The following is a 16,011-nucleotide window of genomic DNA, read 5'->3' as shown; positions in this document are numbered from 1 at the left end:
TTTTAGATTCGCAATGGTCCAGGCCAGCACCCCAGAGTGCGCCGGGACCGTTGCGCCTGTGTTTGCGGCACGGGGCCCGGTGATCCGAAGGCCCCATGCCGCGAATCACTTCGCCTGCACCCCAGACGAAGTGCTTTTTGCAAACTGATCGAGGAGAAAACCATGGCAACTGCGAAAAAACCAGCGGCAAAAAAAGCCGCTCCTGCGAAAGCAGCACCCAAAAAAGTGACCGCTACAGCTGCGCCAGCACCGGCGCAAGCAACAACTGCGGCTCCGAAGCCGGCGGCCAAAAAGGCTCCGGCAAAATCTTCTGCCAAGGCACCAGAGAAAGCGGCGGCAAAAGTCCCGGCGAAAAAGGCAGCAGCTGAAAAAGTGACGCCGGCGCCCGCTCCAGCCGCAAAACCTGCTGCAGCTCCCAAGCCAGCGGCGAAAAAGGCAGCCGCAAAAGCCGCGGTCAAGTCACCTGAAACCGCAGCGGCAAAGCCTCCTGCGACACCGGCAGCGGCTAAAAAAGTGGTCCCTGCGAAAGCAGCGCCCAAAACGGGAGCGGCTGAAAAGCCAGCCGTTCAAGCTGCAACGGCCAAAAAATCCGCTGTAAAAAAGGCCGAATCCAAGCCGGCAGAAACCGCTGAAGCAGTAAAAAAGCCGGCGGCAAAAAAAGCGGTGCAAGCGGAAAAAGTCGAGAAATCAGAGAAAAAACCTGCCGCCAAGACGCAAGCAGCCACGCCAACGGCTCAGACAACCATCAGCCCGCAGGCGTCCTGGCCCTTCCCAAAGGGCAGCAAGCCTTAAGTTTTTCAGGCCTTGCGCCCCAAGCCCGATGTTGCAAAACGTCGGGCTTTTTCAATGTATTCTTTTATACCGACATGCGCCTTGCAATTTCAGCATTGCCAGCAGGCCGGTCACGGCCTTCGCTTTAGCGTAACGTGTGCCATCCGCCGAAAAACGAATTCGGAAAAATGTCCTGCCTGACCAGCTAATACCCAATCGCCAGACTTTATGCTACTTTTTTTATAGCTAGAAGCGCTCAATCCATTTGCGCTAAACACTAATTTCAGCCAAATCCAACAAATAGTTCTGCCCGCCGCGGCTGGCGATCTTGCGCGCACCTGCCCGGTTCCCCAGCGCCGCGCAACGGACCAACGACCAGCCTTGTTCCAGTCCAAACAGCAGCGCGCCACGGAACGCATCGCCGCAACCTGTCGGATCCACCACCGCGCTGGCTTTTACCGGTGGTACCAGGGTCTTTTCGCCATCAACCCAGACTTCGCAGCCCTCTGCGCCCAGTGTTACCACCAGGCCTTGCACACGGCGTGACAACTCGGCGCATGACAAGCCGGTCCGATCGCATAGCATCCGGCCTTCGTAATCATTGACCGTGACCCAGCTTGCCAAATCGACAAAATGTGCCAGCTCCTGACCGTCAAACATGGGCAGACCCTGGCCAGGGTCAAAAACAAAGGGAATGCTGGCGGCCTTGAACTGTTCTGCATGCTGGAGCATGGCATCGCGGCCATCAGGCGAGATCATGCCCAGCTTGATGTCGCTGCGCGCCTCAATCCGGCTGACATGGGCCTGGGTCATGGCGCCGGGGTGAAAAGCCGTGATCTGGTTGTTGTCGCGATCGGTCATGATCATCGCCTGCGCGGTATAGAGATCATCGACCATGCGAACAAATTCGGTGCTGATACCCTGCGCCCGCATGCGTTCCAGGTAGTCGGCGCCGTCAATGCCCACGGTCGCCATGGGCAGCGGCGAACCACCCAGTTGCTTGAGGCTGTAGGCGATGTTGCCGGCACAACCGCCAAACTCGCGGCGCAGCGCGGGCACAAGGAAGGACACGTTCAGGATGTGCAGCTGGTCGGGCAGTATCTGCTCGGCAAACCGGCCCTCGAAGCTCATGATGTTGTCAAAGGCCAGGGAGCCACAAATTACAGAAGACATTCAGTTCTCGATTCAGTTCAGGGATAAAAAGCCAGGATACGGTAGCCGGCCACCGGCAGGAAACCAGTTTGCACCGCAGGTGCAGGCCCCTGCCCGCCAGCGCCATCGACTGTCAGGATCAAGGCGCCAGCCAGCTTCGAATAGGCAGCGAGCGTGGTGGCCGTAGCACCAAACTCCGCTGGCATCACCACCCGGCGCACCACGGCCTGGTCATGGCTGTCGGTCAGGGTGACTTCCAGCGCCGGAATTTCGAGGTTCGCATCGCCGGTATTCTTGAGGGTGAAGTTCAGGCGATAGGCATCGGGGCCGGTCCGGCTGAAGCTGGCGTTTTCGATCACCAGCGATTCAATGCGCAGCAATGGCCTGACCTCACAGCCCAAGGGGCGGCACATGGCCTGAAGCCAGGGCGCAAGTCGTGGCGCCTGCGCGGCCAAAGCATCCTTTTGCCGGACAGCCCATTGCAGCACCAATGCGAGTGCCAGCACCAGGCAGATCACGCACAGTACGCTGCGAACCAGCGGCGACGTCCAGAAATTCTCGCGCTGCGCTTCGCGAACGAAGGACACATCGGGAAATTCCCGGGAATCCTGCCGCAACGCAGAATCCTGTAGATCCTGCCCGCTGGCGTGTGGCGTCGCAGCGAAAGGCTTGAAATTGAAGCCCTCGGCACTGAAGACCGGCTCATGCCGCCCCTCACTCCCAGCCAAAAGATCGACAGTTTCGGGGCCTGTACGAAGCGCATGCGTGACCGGCTTTTCGTCAGGCAAGGGCATGCGTGAAATGTCATGGCTAACTGAAGCAGCAGGCTGCATCGGTGCTACGGCAGACGCACCATCGGCAGGTTCCTTGATGGATTCCGGCGGCCAGCCAGTCGCATGACCAGGCAGAGGAAATAACGGAACCTTCTCCGGCGGCAAGGCGGTTTTATCCGCCAAGTCTTGCAAGGCGTGCGGCAGTGCATCCGCCCCGCCCGTACTGCTTGAAACCAGATGCAGCGACGCTTCAAACACTGCGCCGCACTGACCACAGCGCACCCAGCCTTGCGCCGCCTGGAGCTGGCCGGCAACGAACTTGAACATCGTCGCACAGGAAGGGCAGCGGGTGATCTGGCTCATCGGGCGCAATGGGTTGAAAAGTTGCGAAGACACACCGGGCCAGACGCTGGGTTACGCCAGCACGCTCAGAACTGCGCCGTCATCAGGATCCAGCCTTCCTGCGCATCATGAACCTCCAGCTGGCAATAAGGCAGGTAGGCAGCCTTCAATTCATCGGCCTGACGATCCAGAATGCCGGCCAGCACCAGGTTGCCACCTGCTTGCACATGCGCGCACAGCAGTGGCGCCAGCACGCGCAGGGGCGTGGCCAAAATGTTAGCCAGCACCGTCTGGTAAAGGCCCACAGCCTTGTCGGGCTGGCCTGTCTGCAGCTGCACATGGTTGGCCTGGGCGTTGGCGCGGGTCGATTCCACAGCGGCCTCGTCGATATCGACGGCATCGATTTCCTGAGCGGCAAACTTGGCAGCGCCGATGGCCAGAATGCCGGAGCCGCAGCCGTAGTCCAACACCCGGCCCAATGGTTTCCCGGCAACACCCTGGCCAGCAATCCAGCGCAGGCACATCCGTGTCGTCGGATGCGTGCCGGTGCCAAACGCCAGCCCCGGGTCGAGCCGGATCACTTGCTTCGCCTGCGCCGGCGGTTCATGCCAGGTCGGCACGATCCAGAATTCCGGCGTGATCTCGACCGGTGTGAACTGCGACTGCGTCAGCCGCACCCAGTCCTGTTCGGGGACCATCTGGATGGCGACCAACTGGCAGCCGGCAAAAAAATCCTGCATCTGCAAGAGGTTCGCCGCTTCACGCGCCAAGGAATCGGTAGCAAACAGCGCCACAATGCGCGAGCGCTCCCAACCCGCCTTGGGCGGCGGCATGCCGGGTTCGCCAAACAGGGCTTGTTCGGCCGGCGTGTGGGCATCGGCGTCTTCCACGGAGACGCTGAGCGCATCCAGCGCGTCGAGCGCATCGCTGAGGGTTTCGACCTGGGCAACAGGGGCTAGCAAGATTATTTCAAACATCATTTATCCACAACAGTCTGCTCAAACCAGGGCCGCAGGGCTGGTTTTGCCAGTTCGCAGGCGCAGCGGCCTCCTCGGGCAGAAAGCTCCACGCAGTGAGCGACCGTGGGGGCTTTCCCTACCAGCCAGGGCCGCGGGGCTGGCTTTGCCAGACCGCAGGCGCAGCGGCCCCCTCGGGGGGCAGGAAGCACACGCAGTGAGCGACCGTGGGGGCTTTCCCTCCCAGCCAGGGCCGCGGGGCTGGCTTTGCCAGACCGCAGGCGCAGCGGCCCCCTCGGGGGGCAGGAAGCACACGCAGTGAGCGACCGTGGGGGCTTTCCCTCCCAGCCAGGGCCGCGGGGCTGGCTTTGCCAGACCGCAGGCGCAGCGGCCCCCTCGGGGGGCAGGAAGCACACGCAGTGAGCGACCGTGGGGGCCATCTCTTCAGCGTTCACGCTTGGACAGCCACTCTTCGAGGTAGTGGATGTTGGTGCCGCCGCTCATGAACTTGGCATCCACCATGAGTTCGCGGTGCAGCGCAATGTTGGTGCTGATGCCTTCAACCACGGTTTCGCCCAGTGCTGCACTCATGCGCGCCAGCGCCTGCTCGCGCGTGTCGGCATGCACAATAATCTTGCCGATCATCGAGTCGTAGTTGGGCGGCACGAAATAGTTGGAATAAATGTGCGAGTCCACGCGCACGCCGGGGCCGCCCGGCGGGTGCCAGTTGGTGATGCGTCCCGGCGAAGGCGTGAACTTGTACGGGTCTTCGGCATTGATGCGGCATTCGATGGAATGTCCCCTGATCTGGATGTCGCGCTGGGCAAAGGGCAGGCGCTCACCGGCCGCTACCATGATCTGCGTCCTGACGATGTCGATGCCGGTGATCCATTCGGTGACCGAATGCTCGACCTGGACCCGTGTGTTCATCTCGATGAAATAGAACTCGCCGTCCTCATAAAGGAACTCGAAGGTGCCCGCGCCACGGTAGCCAAACTTCTTGACCGCTGTCACGCAGCGCGCACCGATGCGCTCGATCAACTTGCGCGGGATGCCGGGCGCCGGGCCTTCCTCGATGACTTTCTGGTGGCGGCGCTGCATGGAGCAATCACGCTCGCCCAGCCAGACCGCGTTCTTGTACTGGTCGGCCAGGATCTGGATTTCGATATGCCGGGGATTCTGCAGGAATTTCTCCATGTAGACCTCCGGATTGCCAAAAGCCGCGCCGGCTTCGGCCTTGGTCATCTGCACGGCATTGAGCAGTGCGGCTTCGGTGTGCACCACGCGCATGCCGCGTCCGCCGCCGCCGCCAGCGGCCTTGATGATGACCGGGTAGCCGATCTGCTTGGCCACCCGCTTGATGAAAGCCGGATCGGCCGGCAAGGCGCCCTCGGAACCCGGCACGCAGGGCACACCGGCTTTCAGCATGGTCTGCTTGGCCGACACCTTGTCGCCCATCAGGCGGATCGACTCGGGCGATGGGCCAATGAACTTGAAGCCGCTTTTTTCGACCCGCTCGGCAAAATCGGCGTTCTCGCTTAGAAAGCCATAGCCCGGGTGGATCGCCTCGGCGTCGGTCACCTCGGCCGCCGAAATGATCGCCGGCATGTTGAGGTAGCTCAGCGACGACGGCGCGGGGCCGATGCAGACGGCTTCGTCGGCCATCTTGATGTATTTGGCCTCGCGGTCGGCTTCGGAATAGACCATCACGGCCTTGACGCCGAGTTCCCGGCAGGCGCGCTGGATGCGCAGGGCGATCTCGCCGCGGTTGGCGATCAGTATTTTTTTAAACATGCGTCGAAGTACCTGGTCTGGCCGATGGGGCCGGCGTTCCGGCCGGTCTGGCGATAAAGGGCAACAGGCCCGATCACTCAATCATGAACAGGGGCTGGCCATATTCGACGGCTTGGCCGTTTTCGGAAAGGATTTTGGTGACGGTGCCCGACTTGTCGGCTTCGATTTCGTTGAGGATCTTCATGGCCTCGATGATGCAGACCGTGTCGCCCTCCTTGACCACGCTGCCGATTTCAACAAAAGGATTGGAACCGGGACTCGACGAGCGGTAAAAGGTGCCGACCATCGGCGACTTGATCGCATGGCCGGCAGCTTGCGCCACTGGCGCCTCGGGCACTGGAGCCTGCGGCGGCGCCGTCTGGCCCTGGTGGCTGGGCACCATGTTCATGGCAGGCTGGTGCATCATCATCATCGGAACGCCGCTGGACTTGACGATTCGCACCTTGCCTTCGGCTTCCGTGATTTCAAGCTCGGACACATTGGACTCTGATACAAGGTCAATCAGGGTTTTGAGTTTTCTTAAATCCATAGATTCTTTCCAACGGAGGTGGAGGCTGGCTTGCGGTCCATGGACGCGCGGTTTAAACGAAGAGCAAGGTGGCGTGTCGGGCCGATTTCCCCTCTTCATTCGCTTACTTTCTCTTATTTCGCTTTACGGCGCGTATCCGATAATGAATACCAGACAACGCAGAGTGCCTTGGCGCCGAAAAAATCCAGAGTGTACCTCAAGGTGTATCCGGCAAAGCCAGCAGTTCGTGGCCGGGAGGGCAAAACCCGGCGCTCTCAAAACCTGCCGGCTGGCCACTCCCGAGCCCCGGGCACTTCAGGTCAGTGCGAAGAATGGCAACGCCCGCCAGTCCGGCGATCAGACCAGGTGCGTCCACTGCACCAGTTCTTCAGGCGTCACCTTGCCGATCTTGCGATGCAGCAGCGCGCCGGCAGGGCTGAAAACCACGGTAAAGGGCAGACTGCCCGACGTATTGCCAAGCGACTTGCTCAACTCGGTTCCGCCCAGGCCGGCCATGCCCACCGGGAAATTCAGCGGACGGGTCTGCAGCCAGGTACGCACCGCACTGGGTTGGTCCACCGCCAGGCCCACTACCTGAAGGTTTTTGTCCTTGTTTTCCTGGTAGAAAAAATCCAGCAGTGGAAGTTCTTCCACGCAGGGCGGGCACCAGGTGGCCCAGAAGTTGACCAGCAGCAGCTTGCCGCGAAAACTGGCCATGGCCAAGGGCTTGCCGTCAGGCGAGTCAAAACTGGCTGCCCAGAAGGCATCGCTCACGGCCTTGGCCGACGGACCATTCAATGTCGCGTGCGGCTGGAATTTCCACCAGGCAGCGCCGGCACCGGCCAGGGCGGCCGCAGCGGCAACGCCGCCATACAGCATGTTTCTGCGATTCACGGGTCAGGCTCCTGAAGGGGTAGTCAACAATTTTTGCACGGCAGCCAGGTCACCGCGCGGTGAACGGCCTTTGGCATCTGGCCGCAAGGCACCGCGCAGGTCGTCATGGTCATAGACCATCAGGTGAACGCCGATGTTTTCATTCAGCGCCTGGCACAGGCTGCTCAGGGAGAGCGCCTCGACGCTGCCGCCAGTAAAGCCGGTCACGGTGCGCGGCTCGTAATCGACGTTGTGCTCGATCAGCGCGATTTCAGCCGATTTCGGATCGTCGCAAAACAGCTGGATATAGATGTCCGACAGCCGGGTCGCCGTGCCGTGCCAGACCGCGCCGGCCAGGTAAGGCCGAAACGACGCCATACGCTGCATCCACACCAGCGCCAGCGCGCGCAGCGCAGCCAGTTCGGCCGGCTGGGTCTCGGCGCAAAACAGCGCGATGTAGTCACGCACGGCGTCTTCCATTTCGCCGTTGTCGGGCAAGGCCGTGCGTGCCGGCAAGGCCAGCTGCTTGAGCGCGCGGCGTTTGGCCGGACCGTATTCCAGCCCTTCTTCCACCACCAGCGCCGCGGCCGTGGCGGCAATTTCAGATTTGAGGGTATTCAATTTCAGGGTCGACCGGCCTGCGGAGCCAGAAGCGAAGGGTCAGGGAGTTGAAAGTCAGCCCGAAGGCGTTGAAAGCAATTGTGCCCACATTAGGGCCGCGCCTGCCCGCAAAGTTCAGGGCCATCTTCGTTCGCTATGAAATATATAGCTGCTTGCGCACATCCTGATTGCGCCGGAAGCTTATTTTTTATAAAAAATAGCGGCCTGAAATAGCCTCCCTAAAATATGGGCGATGCACATACATATTCTGGGAATCTGCGGGACGTTCATGGGTGGCCTGGCCGCGCTGGCACGCGAGGCGGGGCACAAGGTGACGGGTTGCGACACCGGCGTCTACCCGCCGATGAGCGACCAGTTGCGCGGCCTGGGCATCGAGCTGATCGAAGGCTACGGCGCCGACCAGATGGCGCTGGCGCCCGATGTGTTCGTGGTGGGCAACGTGGTGTCCCGGGCGCGCCTGCCGGACGGCAGTCCCAAATACCCCTTGATGGAAGCTATTCTGAACAGCGGCCAGCCCTACACCAGCGGCCCGCAATGGCTCTCGGGCCATGTGCTTCACCACCCGACGCACCATGCCACCGGCCCGCGCCATGTGCTGGCCGTCGCCGGCACGCACGGCAAGACCACCACCACCGCCATGCTGGCATGGATTCTCGAATGCGCCGGCCTGCAGCCCGGGTTTCTGATCGGCGGCGTGCCATTGAACTTTGGCGTGTCGGCGCGGCTGGGCACGGGCAATGCCTTCGTGATCGAGGCCGATGAATACGACACCGCGTTTTTTGACAAACGCAGCAAGTTTGTTCACTACCGCCCGCGCACGGCAATTTTGAACAACCTCGAATTCGACCATGCGGATATTTTTGATGACCTGGCGGCCATCGAGCGGCAGTTCCATCACCTGGTCCGCACCGTTCCGTCGCAGGGCCGGGTGGTCGTCAATGCAAACGAAGCCAGCCTGCAGCGTGTGCTGGCCCAGGGCTGCTGGAGCGAACAGGTGCCGTTTGGCAGCACGCCAGATCACGGTGGCTTCAGCGCGCGGGGCGAACCTGGCGACTTCAAGGTGTTCAGGGCGGGCGTTGCCGTGGCGCGGGTGCAGTGGGACATCAGCGGCATGCACAACCAGCGCAATGCCTTGGCGGCCATGGCGGCGGCCGAGCATGTCGGCGTGGCGCCCCAAGTAGCCGCCGAGGCGCTGGCGTCGTTCCATAACGTCAAGCGGCGCATGGAAGTGCGCGGCGTGGTGCAGCGCAAAGGGGGCGACATCACGGTATATGACGATTTTGCCCACCACCCGACGGCCATTCACACCACGGTCGATGGCCTGCGCCGCCAGTTGAACAGTGCGGGAAAAAGCGACGAACGCATCCTGGCGATTTTCGAGCCGCGCAGCAACACCATGAAACTCGGTGCCATGACCGCCCAACTGCCCTGGAGCCTGGCGCAGGCCGACCTGGCGTTCTGCCATGCCGGCGGGCTGGACTGGGATGCGCGGGCTGCGCTGGCGCCCATGGGCGAACGCGCCCAGGTGGCGGACAGCCTGGCGCATCTGCTGGCGCAGGTCAGCGCCGCTGCCCGGCCAGGCGACCATTTGCTGTGCATGAGCAATGGCGGCTTTGGCGGAATTCACGCGAAATTGCTGGCAGCGCTGGCGCAGCCTTGATGCTATTTATTCAGTAGCTTCTGATGCACACCCGTATTGCGCAAAACGGTTAAAAGACCTGAAATCGCGTAACGTCTGAGGCCCCCTTGTGCCGCCAATTTTGCAATACGTATTTCCCGGCGGGGAAGGTGTAAACCGGCGACGCTGAGCAGTCAAGAAATTTGCGCTGCCGGTCAAAAATAATCCGCATTCCGGCCCATCCTGGCCTGCTCTTTCAGCCAGCGCTTGAATCCCGCGTCGTCCTGCACCAGCGCAATGTCCGCTTCCATGAACGCCAGTTCGCCCTTCAGGTCTTTTGCCTCCTGTTCCAGTTGCCGCCGCAGCAGGGCGGCTGTCGGCGCCTGGTAGAACGCCAGGTCGAACTCATCCTGAAGGTGGCGTTGCCGGGCAAACAATTCATTCTCCAACTCGGCGGACTGCTGCTTGAGCAGCAAACTCATGGCGGCGATGCGTTCCTCGGGTTGCTGCAGCATGTCCTGCATGTCGGCCTGGGCAATGCGCAACTGCAGGTGCAACAGCGCCACCAGGTCTTGCCTGGCATAGGCGGCGTTGGCTTCGCTCATCAGGGCGGTTTTGCGCTGTTGCTCGTCCGGATCGCGCTCACGGTCGGGGTGCAGCGCGCTGGCCAGCTGGCGGTAAACCTGGCGCAAGACGGTGTCGGCGTCTTCCTGCTGCTGGCCGGCCTTGAGTTGGGCCGGCGTGGGTTTTTTCTTTTTTCTTTTGACCTGGGCCGCCTCGCGCTGCGCCTCTTCGGCCTGCATCGCTTCGTGCAGGCGCTCGCGGCCGGCGCGCATCACCGCTTCAAGCGGGTCCAGTGAATCATCCTGCGCCGGCATGTCAAGCGGTGCGCCCAGCGCTTGTTCCATCATCGAACGCATCATCGCGGCCTGGTCTTCTTCCTTCTGGCGCAGGGTGCGCGCGCTGCGCTGGTCGTGCAGCACAGCCATGGCCTCATCGCCAAAGGCCGCCAGCGTTTCGCACAGCGCGCACAGGATTTCCAGGCCGTTGCGCTTCTGGGTCGGCGTCACGCCCTTGCGCTGCAGCCGCTCGTCCAGGGCCAGCGCCATGCGCCGCATCAGCGCCCGGTGTGCCTCGCGCAGCGGCTCCAGCGTGCTCTGGTACAGCGGGCGGAAGGCATCGGCCAGCGTCTTGATTTCGGTGACTTGGCCTTCAAGCTTGTCGATTTTTGCCAGCAACCGGTTAAAGCGCTGCTGCGCGGCGGACAGGCGCGGCCCGTCCTTGCCGCCATCGAGCCGCAGGGCGGTGCCGGGCGTTGCGGCAGGCGCGGCTTTGGCGGACAGATCGGGTTTGGATGTGGAGGGGACCTTAGGTTTTTTCATGGTTGGGACGTCAATAAAGGGAACCGGTGAAGAATGCCGCCATGCATCGGGTTGCGACCAAAAGCCTTGGCATGCGGGTCGCGCACGAGGCGAAAAGTACGCAGCAATCGGTTGCATCGTTAGCATTCAGGCCGTGGAGATAGAACGCCAGGTGATCCTGGCGGCTGCAGAATGCCAAGCAAGGTGAGCGCATCAACCGCTATTTTTCAATGATTTATGGCTTTTGCGCAATACCTGCAAGCATAAGCTGCTATTTTTTCAATAGCAAAAAAATTTGCCCGTGGGCCTGTGCCGCCAAACCCGGCTCAATAACTGATGCTCAGGGCCGTCACGTCGATGTTCACCATCGGCCGGCCCAGCGCCGTGGTCACCGCACGGGCAAAAGCCTGCGCCCACTGGGCGTCGGCAAATTTCTCGGGACCGGCGGCCTCGGCCACGACCACGACCTTGTCGGCGGTCAGCAGCTTGCCGGTGGGCCGCAGCGGCTCGCAGCCCATCTGCGTGAACTGTTCGTCGAGCCAGCGGCGGGCCGCCTCGGGGGGCATGGGCTCCGGTTGATCATGCAGTTCAATCCGAACAGGGGGCTGGCTCTTGAAGGTGACAGTGACTTCGCTGCGCATGAGGGTTTCCTGTAGTGGTGATGACAAATCCGGCGCCAGCCCCAGCGCCGCGCCATATCGCGGTCACTGAAAAGTGAAAAGGCCCGGCAAGTGCCCGCCAGCCCGGCCTTTGGCAGGCTTGCGGATGTGACACCTCATTTTGCCCGACGCGCCTCGACAGCGGCTGACAAGGTCGCCAGCATGTCCAGCGAATCGTTCCAGCCCAGGCACGCATCGGTGATGCTGCGGCCATATTCGAGCGATTTGGCGTCGTCCTTGCCGGCGGTGAACTTTTGCGCGCCGGCCACCAGATGGCTTTCCACCATCAAGCCGAACACCTGGCGCGAGCCGGCGGCGACCTGGGCGGCAATGTCACGCGCCACGTCCATCTGCTTTTCATGCTGCTTGGAACTGTTGGCATGGCTGCAATCGACCATCAGCGTCGCCGGCAATTTGGCGGCTTCAAGTTCCTTGCAGGCGGCGGCCACGCTGGCGGCGTCGTAATTGGGCGCCTTGCCGCCGCGCAAAATGACGTGGCAGTCCTGGTTGCCGTTGGTCTGCACAATCGCCACCTGGCCATTCTTGTGGACCGACAGGAAGTGGTGGCCGCGCGCCGAGGCCTGGATGGCGTCGGTGGCAATGCGGATGTTGCCGTCGGTGCCGTTCTTGAAGCCGATCGGCGCCGACAGGCCGGACGCCAGTTCGCGGTGCACCTGGCTTTCGGTGGTGCGCGCGCCAATCGCGCCCCAAGAGATGAGGTCGCCAATGTACTGCGGCGAAATCACATCCAGGAATTCGCTGCCGGCCGGCACGTCCAGGCGGTTGATGTCGATCAGCAGCTGGCGGGCAATGCGCAGGCCTTCGTCGATGCGAAAGCTTTCATCCAGGTAGGGGTCGTTGATCAGCCCTTTCCAGCCCACCGTGGTGCGCGGTTTCTCGAAGTACACGCGCATCACGATTTCCAGCGTCCCGGCGTATTGCTTGCGCTGCTCGGCCAGCCGGCGGGCGTAGTCGAGCGCGGCCATCGGGTCGTGGATCGAGCACGGGCCAATCACCACCAGCAGCCGGTCGTCGCTGCCGGCCATGATGTTGTGGATGTTCTGGCGGGTCTGGGTGATCAGCGATTCGGCCGCAGTGCCAGCAATCGGAAAAAAGCGGATGAGATGCTCGGGAGGGGGTAGCACGGTGATGTCCTTGATGCGTTTGTCGTCGGTCTCGCTGGTTTTTTCGACATTCGCATACCAGCTGGCGCTGGCGGGGGTGGCGTTGGCATTCATCACGGGCTTCCTTTGTCTAAGATTTCAAAACGGGTTCGGGCTGTTTCACGGGGTTGGCAAATCGGGACGGGCAAAAAAAAACCGCCGGGAGGCCCGGCGGTTTTTGGAGATTCGCTGCGTTTTCTGGCGCCTACGCAAAAATCTCTCTGCCGCCGGAAGCGCCTGAGAGCCAAAAGTAAGCAAAAGAAAATTTCGCGGAATTCATCTGCAGGAATGTAGCACAGCTTGAAGTAATACCGCTTACGCGGTGCCGCCCACCGTCAGGCCGTCAATGCGCAGCGTCGGCTGGCCGACGCCGACCGGCACGCTCTGGCCTTCCTTGCCGCAGGTGCCGACGCCGCTGTCGAGCTTCATGTCGTTGCCGATCATGGTGACGCGGGTCAGTGCGTCCGGGCCGTTGCCGACAATCGTCGCGCCCTTGACCGGGTAGAGAATCTTGCCGTTTTCAACCCAGAACGCTTCGCTGGCAGAGAACACGAACTTGCCCGAGGTGATGTCGACCTGGCCGCCCGCAAAATTGGAGGCGTACAGGCCTTTCTTGATGCTGGCGATGATTTCTTCAGGCGCTTTGTCGCCGCCGAGCATGTAGGTGTTGGTCATGCGCGGCATCGGCACATGGGCATAGCTTTCGCGCCGGCCGTTGCCGGTGGGCTTGACGTTCATCAGGCGCGCATTCATCGAATCCTGGATGTAACCCTTCAGGATGCCGTCCTCGATCAGCACGTTGCGCTGGCTGACATTGCCTTCGTCATCGACATTGAGCGAGCCACGGCGATCGGCGATCGTGCCGTCGTCAAGCACCGTCACACCCTTGGCAGCGACGCGCTCGCCGATGCGGCCCGAAAATGCGCTGGAGCCCTTGCGGTTGAAGTCGCCTTCCAGGCCATGGCCGATGGCTTCGTGCAGCAAGATGCCGGGCCAGCCCGAGCCGAGCACCACGGTCATCTGGCCAGCCGGCGCGGGGCGGGCTTCCAGGTTGGTCAGCGCGGCGTTCACGGCGGCATCGACATACTCGCCGATTTGCGTGTCGTCGAAATAGGCCAGGCCGAAACGGCCGCCGCCGCCGCCCGAACCGACTTCGCGCCGGCCCTTTTGCTCGGCAATCACCGTCACGCTCAGGCGCACCAGCGGGCGCACATCGGCGGCCAGCGTGCCGTCGGCGCGCGCCACCATCACCACATCGTATTCACTGGCCAGCCCGGCCATCACCTGCACGATGCGCGGGTCTTTGGCCTTGGCCAGTTTTTCCACCTTGCCCAGCAGTTCGACCTTGGCGGTGCTGTCCAGCGTGGCAATCGGGTCCAGGTCGCGATACAGCGAGCGGCTGGTGGCAACCTTGCGCGCCGGCGTCTTGATGCGGCCGGATTGGGAAGCAGCCGAAATGCTGCGCACCGTGCGCGCTGCGTCAAGCAGCGACGCTTCGGAAATATCGTCGGAATAGGCAAAGGCGGTTTTCTCGCCGCTCACGGCGCGAACGCCAACGCCCTGGTCGATGTTGAAGGAACCGGTCTTGACAATGCCCTCTTCCAGGCTCCAGCCTTCGCTGCGGGTGTACTGGAAGTAAAGGTCCGCATCGTCCACGCCGTAGGAAGTGATTTCACCCAGCGCCCGGCTCAGCGCGGCTTCGTCCAGGCCGAAAGGCGACAGCAACAGTTTTTGGGCAATCGCCAGCCGCTCCGACGTCGAGTCCTTGCTGGGCCGGGCCGGAGGACGCCCGGAGACATTGGTTTGGCGAACAGAGGCGGCAGCGGAGTTGAGTGAAATCATCCAACGATTGTAGGCAGTGTGACCCGCCAGTGCTGTTCATAGGGATGATGGCTGGAAGGAAGGCAGGCAAAGCAACAAGCGTAAGGGAGTGGCATTCCCTACCAGCAGGGGCCGCCGGACTGGCTTTGCCAGACCGCAGGCGCAGCGGCCCCCTCGGGGGGCAGCGCAGTACGCGAAGCGACAAGCGTGGGGGCCATTCCCTACCAGCCAGGGCCGCGGAACCGGCTTCGCCGGGCCGCAGGCGCAGCGGCCCCCTTGGGGGGCAGGAAGCCACACGCAGTGGGCGACCGTGGGGGCTACATCCTTACGTCTGGACCAAGCGCTTCGCCTTCGCAATCGACATCAGCATGCCCAGCGCCAGCCCCAGCGTCACCATCGCCGTGCCGCCGTAGCTGATGAAGGGCAGCGGAACGCCCACCACCGGCAGGATGCCGCTGACCATGCCCATGTTGACGAAGGCATAGGTGAAGAAAATCATCGTCAACGCGCCCGCCAGCAGTCGCGAAAACAAGGTGGGCGCATCCATCGCAATCGCCAGTCCGCGAAAAATCAGGAACAGGAAACCCGAGATCAGCAGCAGGTTGCCGACCAGGCCGAATTCCTCGGAATACGCTGCAAAGATGAAGTCGGTGGTGCGCTCGGGAATGAACTCCAGGTGCGTCTGCGTGCCCGCCATGAATCCCTTGCCGAACATGCCGCCCGAGCCAATCGCGATCATTCCCTGGATGATGTGGAAACCCTTGCCCAACGGGTCGCGCGACGGGTCAAGCAAGGTGCAGATGCGCTGCTGCTGGTAGTCGTGCAGCACCGGCCAGCGCATGCCGTCGGCGCACAATTGCGGCTCATACCAGACAACCAGCGAAATGCCGATGACGCCCAGCAGCAGCGGCGGGGCAATCAGCTTCCAGCTCAGGCCGGCAAAAAAGATCACCGCCAGGCCCGCGCCCAGCACCAGCAGCGAGGTGCCCAGGTCGGGCTGCTTCATGATCAGCCCCACCGGCACGGCCAGCAGCACCAGGCCCACAGCGAAATCGAGCGGGCGCAACTGCCCTTCGCGCTTCTGGAACCACCAGGCGAGCATCAGCGGCACGGCAATCTTCAAAATCTCGCTGGGCTGGATCACCACGCCGACATTCAGCCAGCGCTTGGCGCCCTTCTTGGTGATACCAAACACCAGCACCGCCACCAGCAGCGTCACGCCGGTGAGGTACAGCGGCACGGCGAAGACCATCAGCTTTTGCGGTGGCACCTGCGCCACCACAAACATGATGGCACCGGCAATCAGCATGTTGCGGCCATGGTCGGCAAAGCGGGTACCGTGGTCGTAGCCTGACGAATACATGATCAGCAGGCCGGCGCAGGCGAGCAGGAACACGGCAAAGGCGAGCAGGCCGTCAAAACCCTGCAGCAGGGGCAGGGTTCGCTTGTAAAGAGATGGTTGGTCGAAAACGGCAGACATGGGCGCGATTATCGGTTAGCCGGCAAGCTGCCTGGAAGCCAAAGGACATATCCAATGGCACTTCGTCACTACCAAAAACATAGCTTAAGACATCCACCCCGCCTGCTCAAACGGCTTTT

General features: G+C 62.0%; 14 protein-coding genes. 2 read left to right on the top strand and 12 right to left on the bottom strand.

From position 1 onward, the window contains the following. Positions 1-162: 162 nt before the first annotated feature. Positions 163-792, top strand: a complete 630-nt coding sequence (locus IWX85_RS02880) for a histone (RefSeq protein ID WP_196868687.1) — start codon at positions 163-165, stop codon at positions 790-792. A gap of 249 nt (positions 793-1,041) precedes the next feature. Here the strand turns inward: IWX85_RS02880 and IWX85_RS02875 are convergent, their stop codons facing one another. From IWX85_RS02875 to IWX85_RS02845, 7 genes are all read right to left on the bottom strand, one after another. Then, positions 1,042-1,944, bottom strand: coding sequence for a carbohydrate kinase family protein (locus tag IWX85_RS02875; protein ID WP_036809102.1), 903 nt, complete (start codon positions 1,942-1,944; stop codon positions 1,042-1,044). A 17-nt stretch (positions 1,945-1,961) separates the two neighbouring features. After that, positions 1,962-3,059, bottom strand: a complete 1,098-nt coding sequence (locus IWX85_RS02870) for a zinc-ribbon and DUF3426 domain-containing protein (protein ID WP_196868686.1) — start codon at positions 3,057-3,059, stop codon at positions 1,962-1,964. Positions 3,060-3,124: 65 nt separating this feature from the next. Continuing rightward, entirely contained in the window at positions 3,125-4,015 is an 891-nt protein-coding gene (gene prmA / locus IWX85_RS02865) for a 50S ribosomal protein L11 methyltransferase (protein ID WP_036813259.1), read from the bottom strand. Between the two features lie 423 nt (positions 4,016-4,438). Next, complete coding sequence (gene accC, locus IWX85_RS02860; protein ID WP_036809096.1) at positions 4,439-5,788, bottom strand: acetyl-CoA carboxylase biotin carboxylase subunit; 1,350 nt, start codon at positions 5,786-5,788, stop codon at positions 4,439-4,441. Positions 5,789-5,861: 73 nt separating this feature from the next. Beyond that, positions 5,862-6,317: an acetyl-CoA carboxylase biotin carboxyl carrier protein gene (gene accB, locus IWX85_RS02855; RefSeq protein ID WP_036809094.1), complete on the bottom strand. Its 456-nt coding sequence runs from the start codon at positions 6,315-6,317 to the stop codon at positions 5,862-5,864. A gap of 336 nt (positions 6,318-6,653) precedes the next feature. Beyond that, on the bottom strand, positions 6,654-7,190 hold the full coding sequence (locus tag IWX85_RS02850; RefSeq protein ID WP_370584182.1) for a TlpA family protein disulfide reductase: 537 nt from the start codon (positions 7,188-7,190) through the stop codon (positions 6,654-6,656). Positions 7,191-7,193: 3 nt separating this feature from the next. Next, entirely contained in the window at positions 7,194-7,790 is a 597-nt protein-coding gene (locus IWX85_RS02845) for a hypothetical protein (RefSeq protein ID WP_196868685.1), read from the bottom strand. A gap of 232 nt (positions 7,791-8,022) precedes the next feature. On the opposite strand from IWX85_RS02845, the gene mpl reads away from it, so the two are divergent. After that, positions 8,023-9,450, top strand: a complete 1,428-nt coding sequence (gene mpl / locus IWX85_RS02840) for a UDP-N-acetylmuramate:L-alanyl-gamma-D-glutamyl-meso-diaminopimelate ligase (protein WP_196868684.1) — start codon at positions 8,023-8,025, stop codon at positions 9,448-9,450. A gap of 173 nt (positions 9,451-9,623) precedes the next feature. Here mpl and IWX85_RS02835 read toward each other — a convergent pair whose 3' ends face one another. The 5 genes from IWX85_RS02835 to rodA form a co-directional block, all read right to left on the bottom strand. Then, entirely contained in the window at positions 9,624-10,790 is a 1,167-nt protein-coding gene (locus IWX85_RS02835; RefSeq protein ID WP_196868683.1) for a hypothetical protein, read from the bottom strand. Positions 10,791-11,095: 305 nt separating this feature from the next. Continuing rightward, the gene (locus IWX85_RS02830; protein WP_036809083.1) at positions 11,096-11,410 is read right to left on the bottom strand and encodes a hypothetical protein; all 315 of its coding nucleotides are present in this window, start codon (positions 11,408-11,410) and stop codon (positions 11,096-11,098) included. Between the two features lie 134 nt (positions 11,411-11,544). After that, a complete protein-coding gene (locus tag IWX85_RS02825) occupies positions 11,545-12,666 on the bottom strand; it encodes a 3-deoxy-7-phosphoheptulonate synthase (RefSeq protein WP_196868682.1) in 1,122 nt (373 codons plus the stop codon). A 240-nt stretch (positions 12,667-12,906) separates the two neighbouring features. After that, positions 12,907-14,433 carry a metalloprotease TldD gene (gene tldD / locus IWX85_RS02820; RefSeq protein ID WP_231379483.1) on the bottom strand — a complete coding sequence of 509 codons (1,527 nt, stop codon included), beginning with the start codon at positions 14,431-14,433 and terminating at the stop codon, positions 12,907-12,909. 304 nt (positions 14,434-14,737) lie between these two features. Beyond that, positions 14,738-15,892, bottom strand: coding sequence for a rod shape-determining protein RodA (gene rodA / locus IWX85_RS02815; RefSeq protein ID WP_036809080.1), 1,155 nt, complete (start codon positions 15,890-15,892; stop codon positions 14,738-14,740). Positions 15,893-16,011 lie beyond the last annotated feature (119 nt).

The organism is Polaromonas sp. CG_9.11, assembly GCF_015752225.1.
GTDB lineage: Bacteria > Pseudomonadota > Gammaproteobacteria > Burkholderiales > Burkholderiaceae_C > Polaromonas.
The sequence above is the reverse complement of the archived record's forward strand: the minus strand, read 5'-3'. Positions and strand labels throughout refer to the sequence as shown.

Excerpts from the sequence above, each read along its gene's own strand:
- IWX85_RS02880 (WP_196868687.1), top strand. The coding sequence starts at position 163 with ATGGCAACTGCGAAAAAACCAGCGGCAAAAAAAGCCGCTCCTGCGAAA.
- IWX85_RS02875 (WP_036809102.1), bottom strand. The coding sequence starts at position 1,944 with ATGTCTTCTGTAATTTGTGGCTCCCTGGCCTTTGACAACATCATGAGC.
- IWX85_RS02870 (WP_196868686.1), bottom strand. The coding sequence starts at position 3,059 with ATGAGCCAGATCACCCGCTGCCCTTCCTGTGCGACGATGTTCAAGTTC.
- prmA (WP_036813259.1), bottom strand. The coding sequence starts at position 4,015 with ATGTTTGAAATAATCTTGCTAGCCCCTGTTGCCCAGGTCGAAACCCTC.
- accC (WP_036809096.1), bottom strand. The coding sequence starts at position 5,788 with ATGTTTAAAAAAATACTGATCGCCAACCGCGGCGAGATCGCCCTGCGC.
- accB (WP_036809094.1), bottom strand. The coding sequence starts at position 6,317 with ATGGATTTAAGAAAACTCAAAACCCTGATTGACCTTGTATCAGAGTCC.
- mpl (WP_196868684.1), top strand. The coding sequence starts at position 8,023 with ATGCACATACATATTCTGGGAATCTGCGGGACGTTCATGGGTGGCCTG.
- IWX85_RS02835 (WP_196868683.1), bottom strand. The coding sequence starts at position 10,790 with ATGAAAAAACCTAAGGTCCCCTCCACATCCAAACCCGATCTGTCCGCC.
- IWX85_RS02830 (WP_036809083.1), bottom strand. The coding sequence starts at position 11,410 with ATGCGCAGCGAAGTCACTGTCACCTTCAAGAGCCAGCCCCCTGTTCGG.
- IWX85_RS02825 (WP_196868682.1), bottom strand. The coding sequence starts at position 12,666 with ATGAATGCCAACGCCACCCCCGCCAGCGCCAGCTGGTATGCGAATGTC.
- tldD (WP_231379483.1), bottom strand. The coding sequence starts at position 14,433 with ATGATTTCACTCAACTCCGCTGCCGCCTCTGTTCGCCAAACCAATGTC.
- rodA (WP_036809080.1), bottom strand. The coding sequence starts at position 15,892 with ATGTCTGCCGTTTTCGACCAACCATCTCTTTACAAGCGAACCCTGCCC.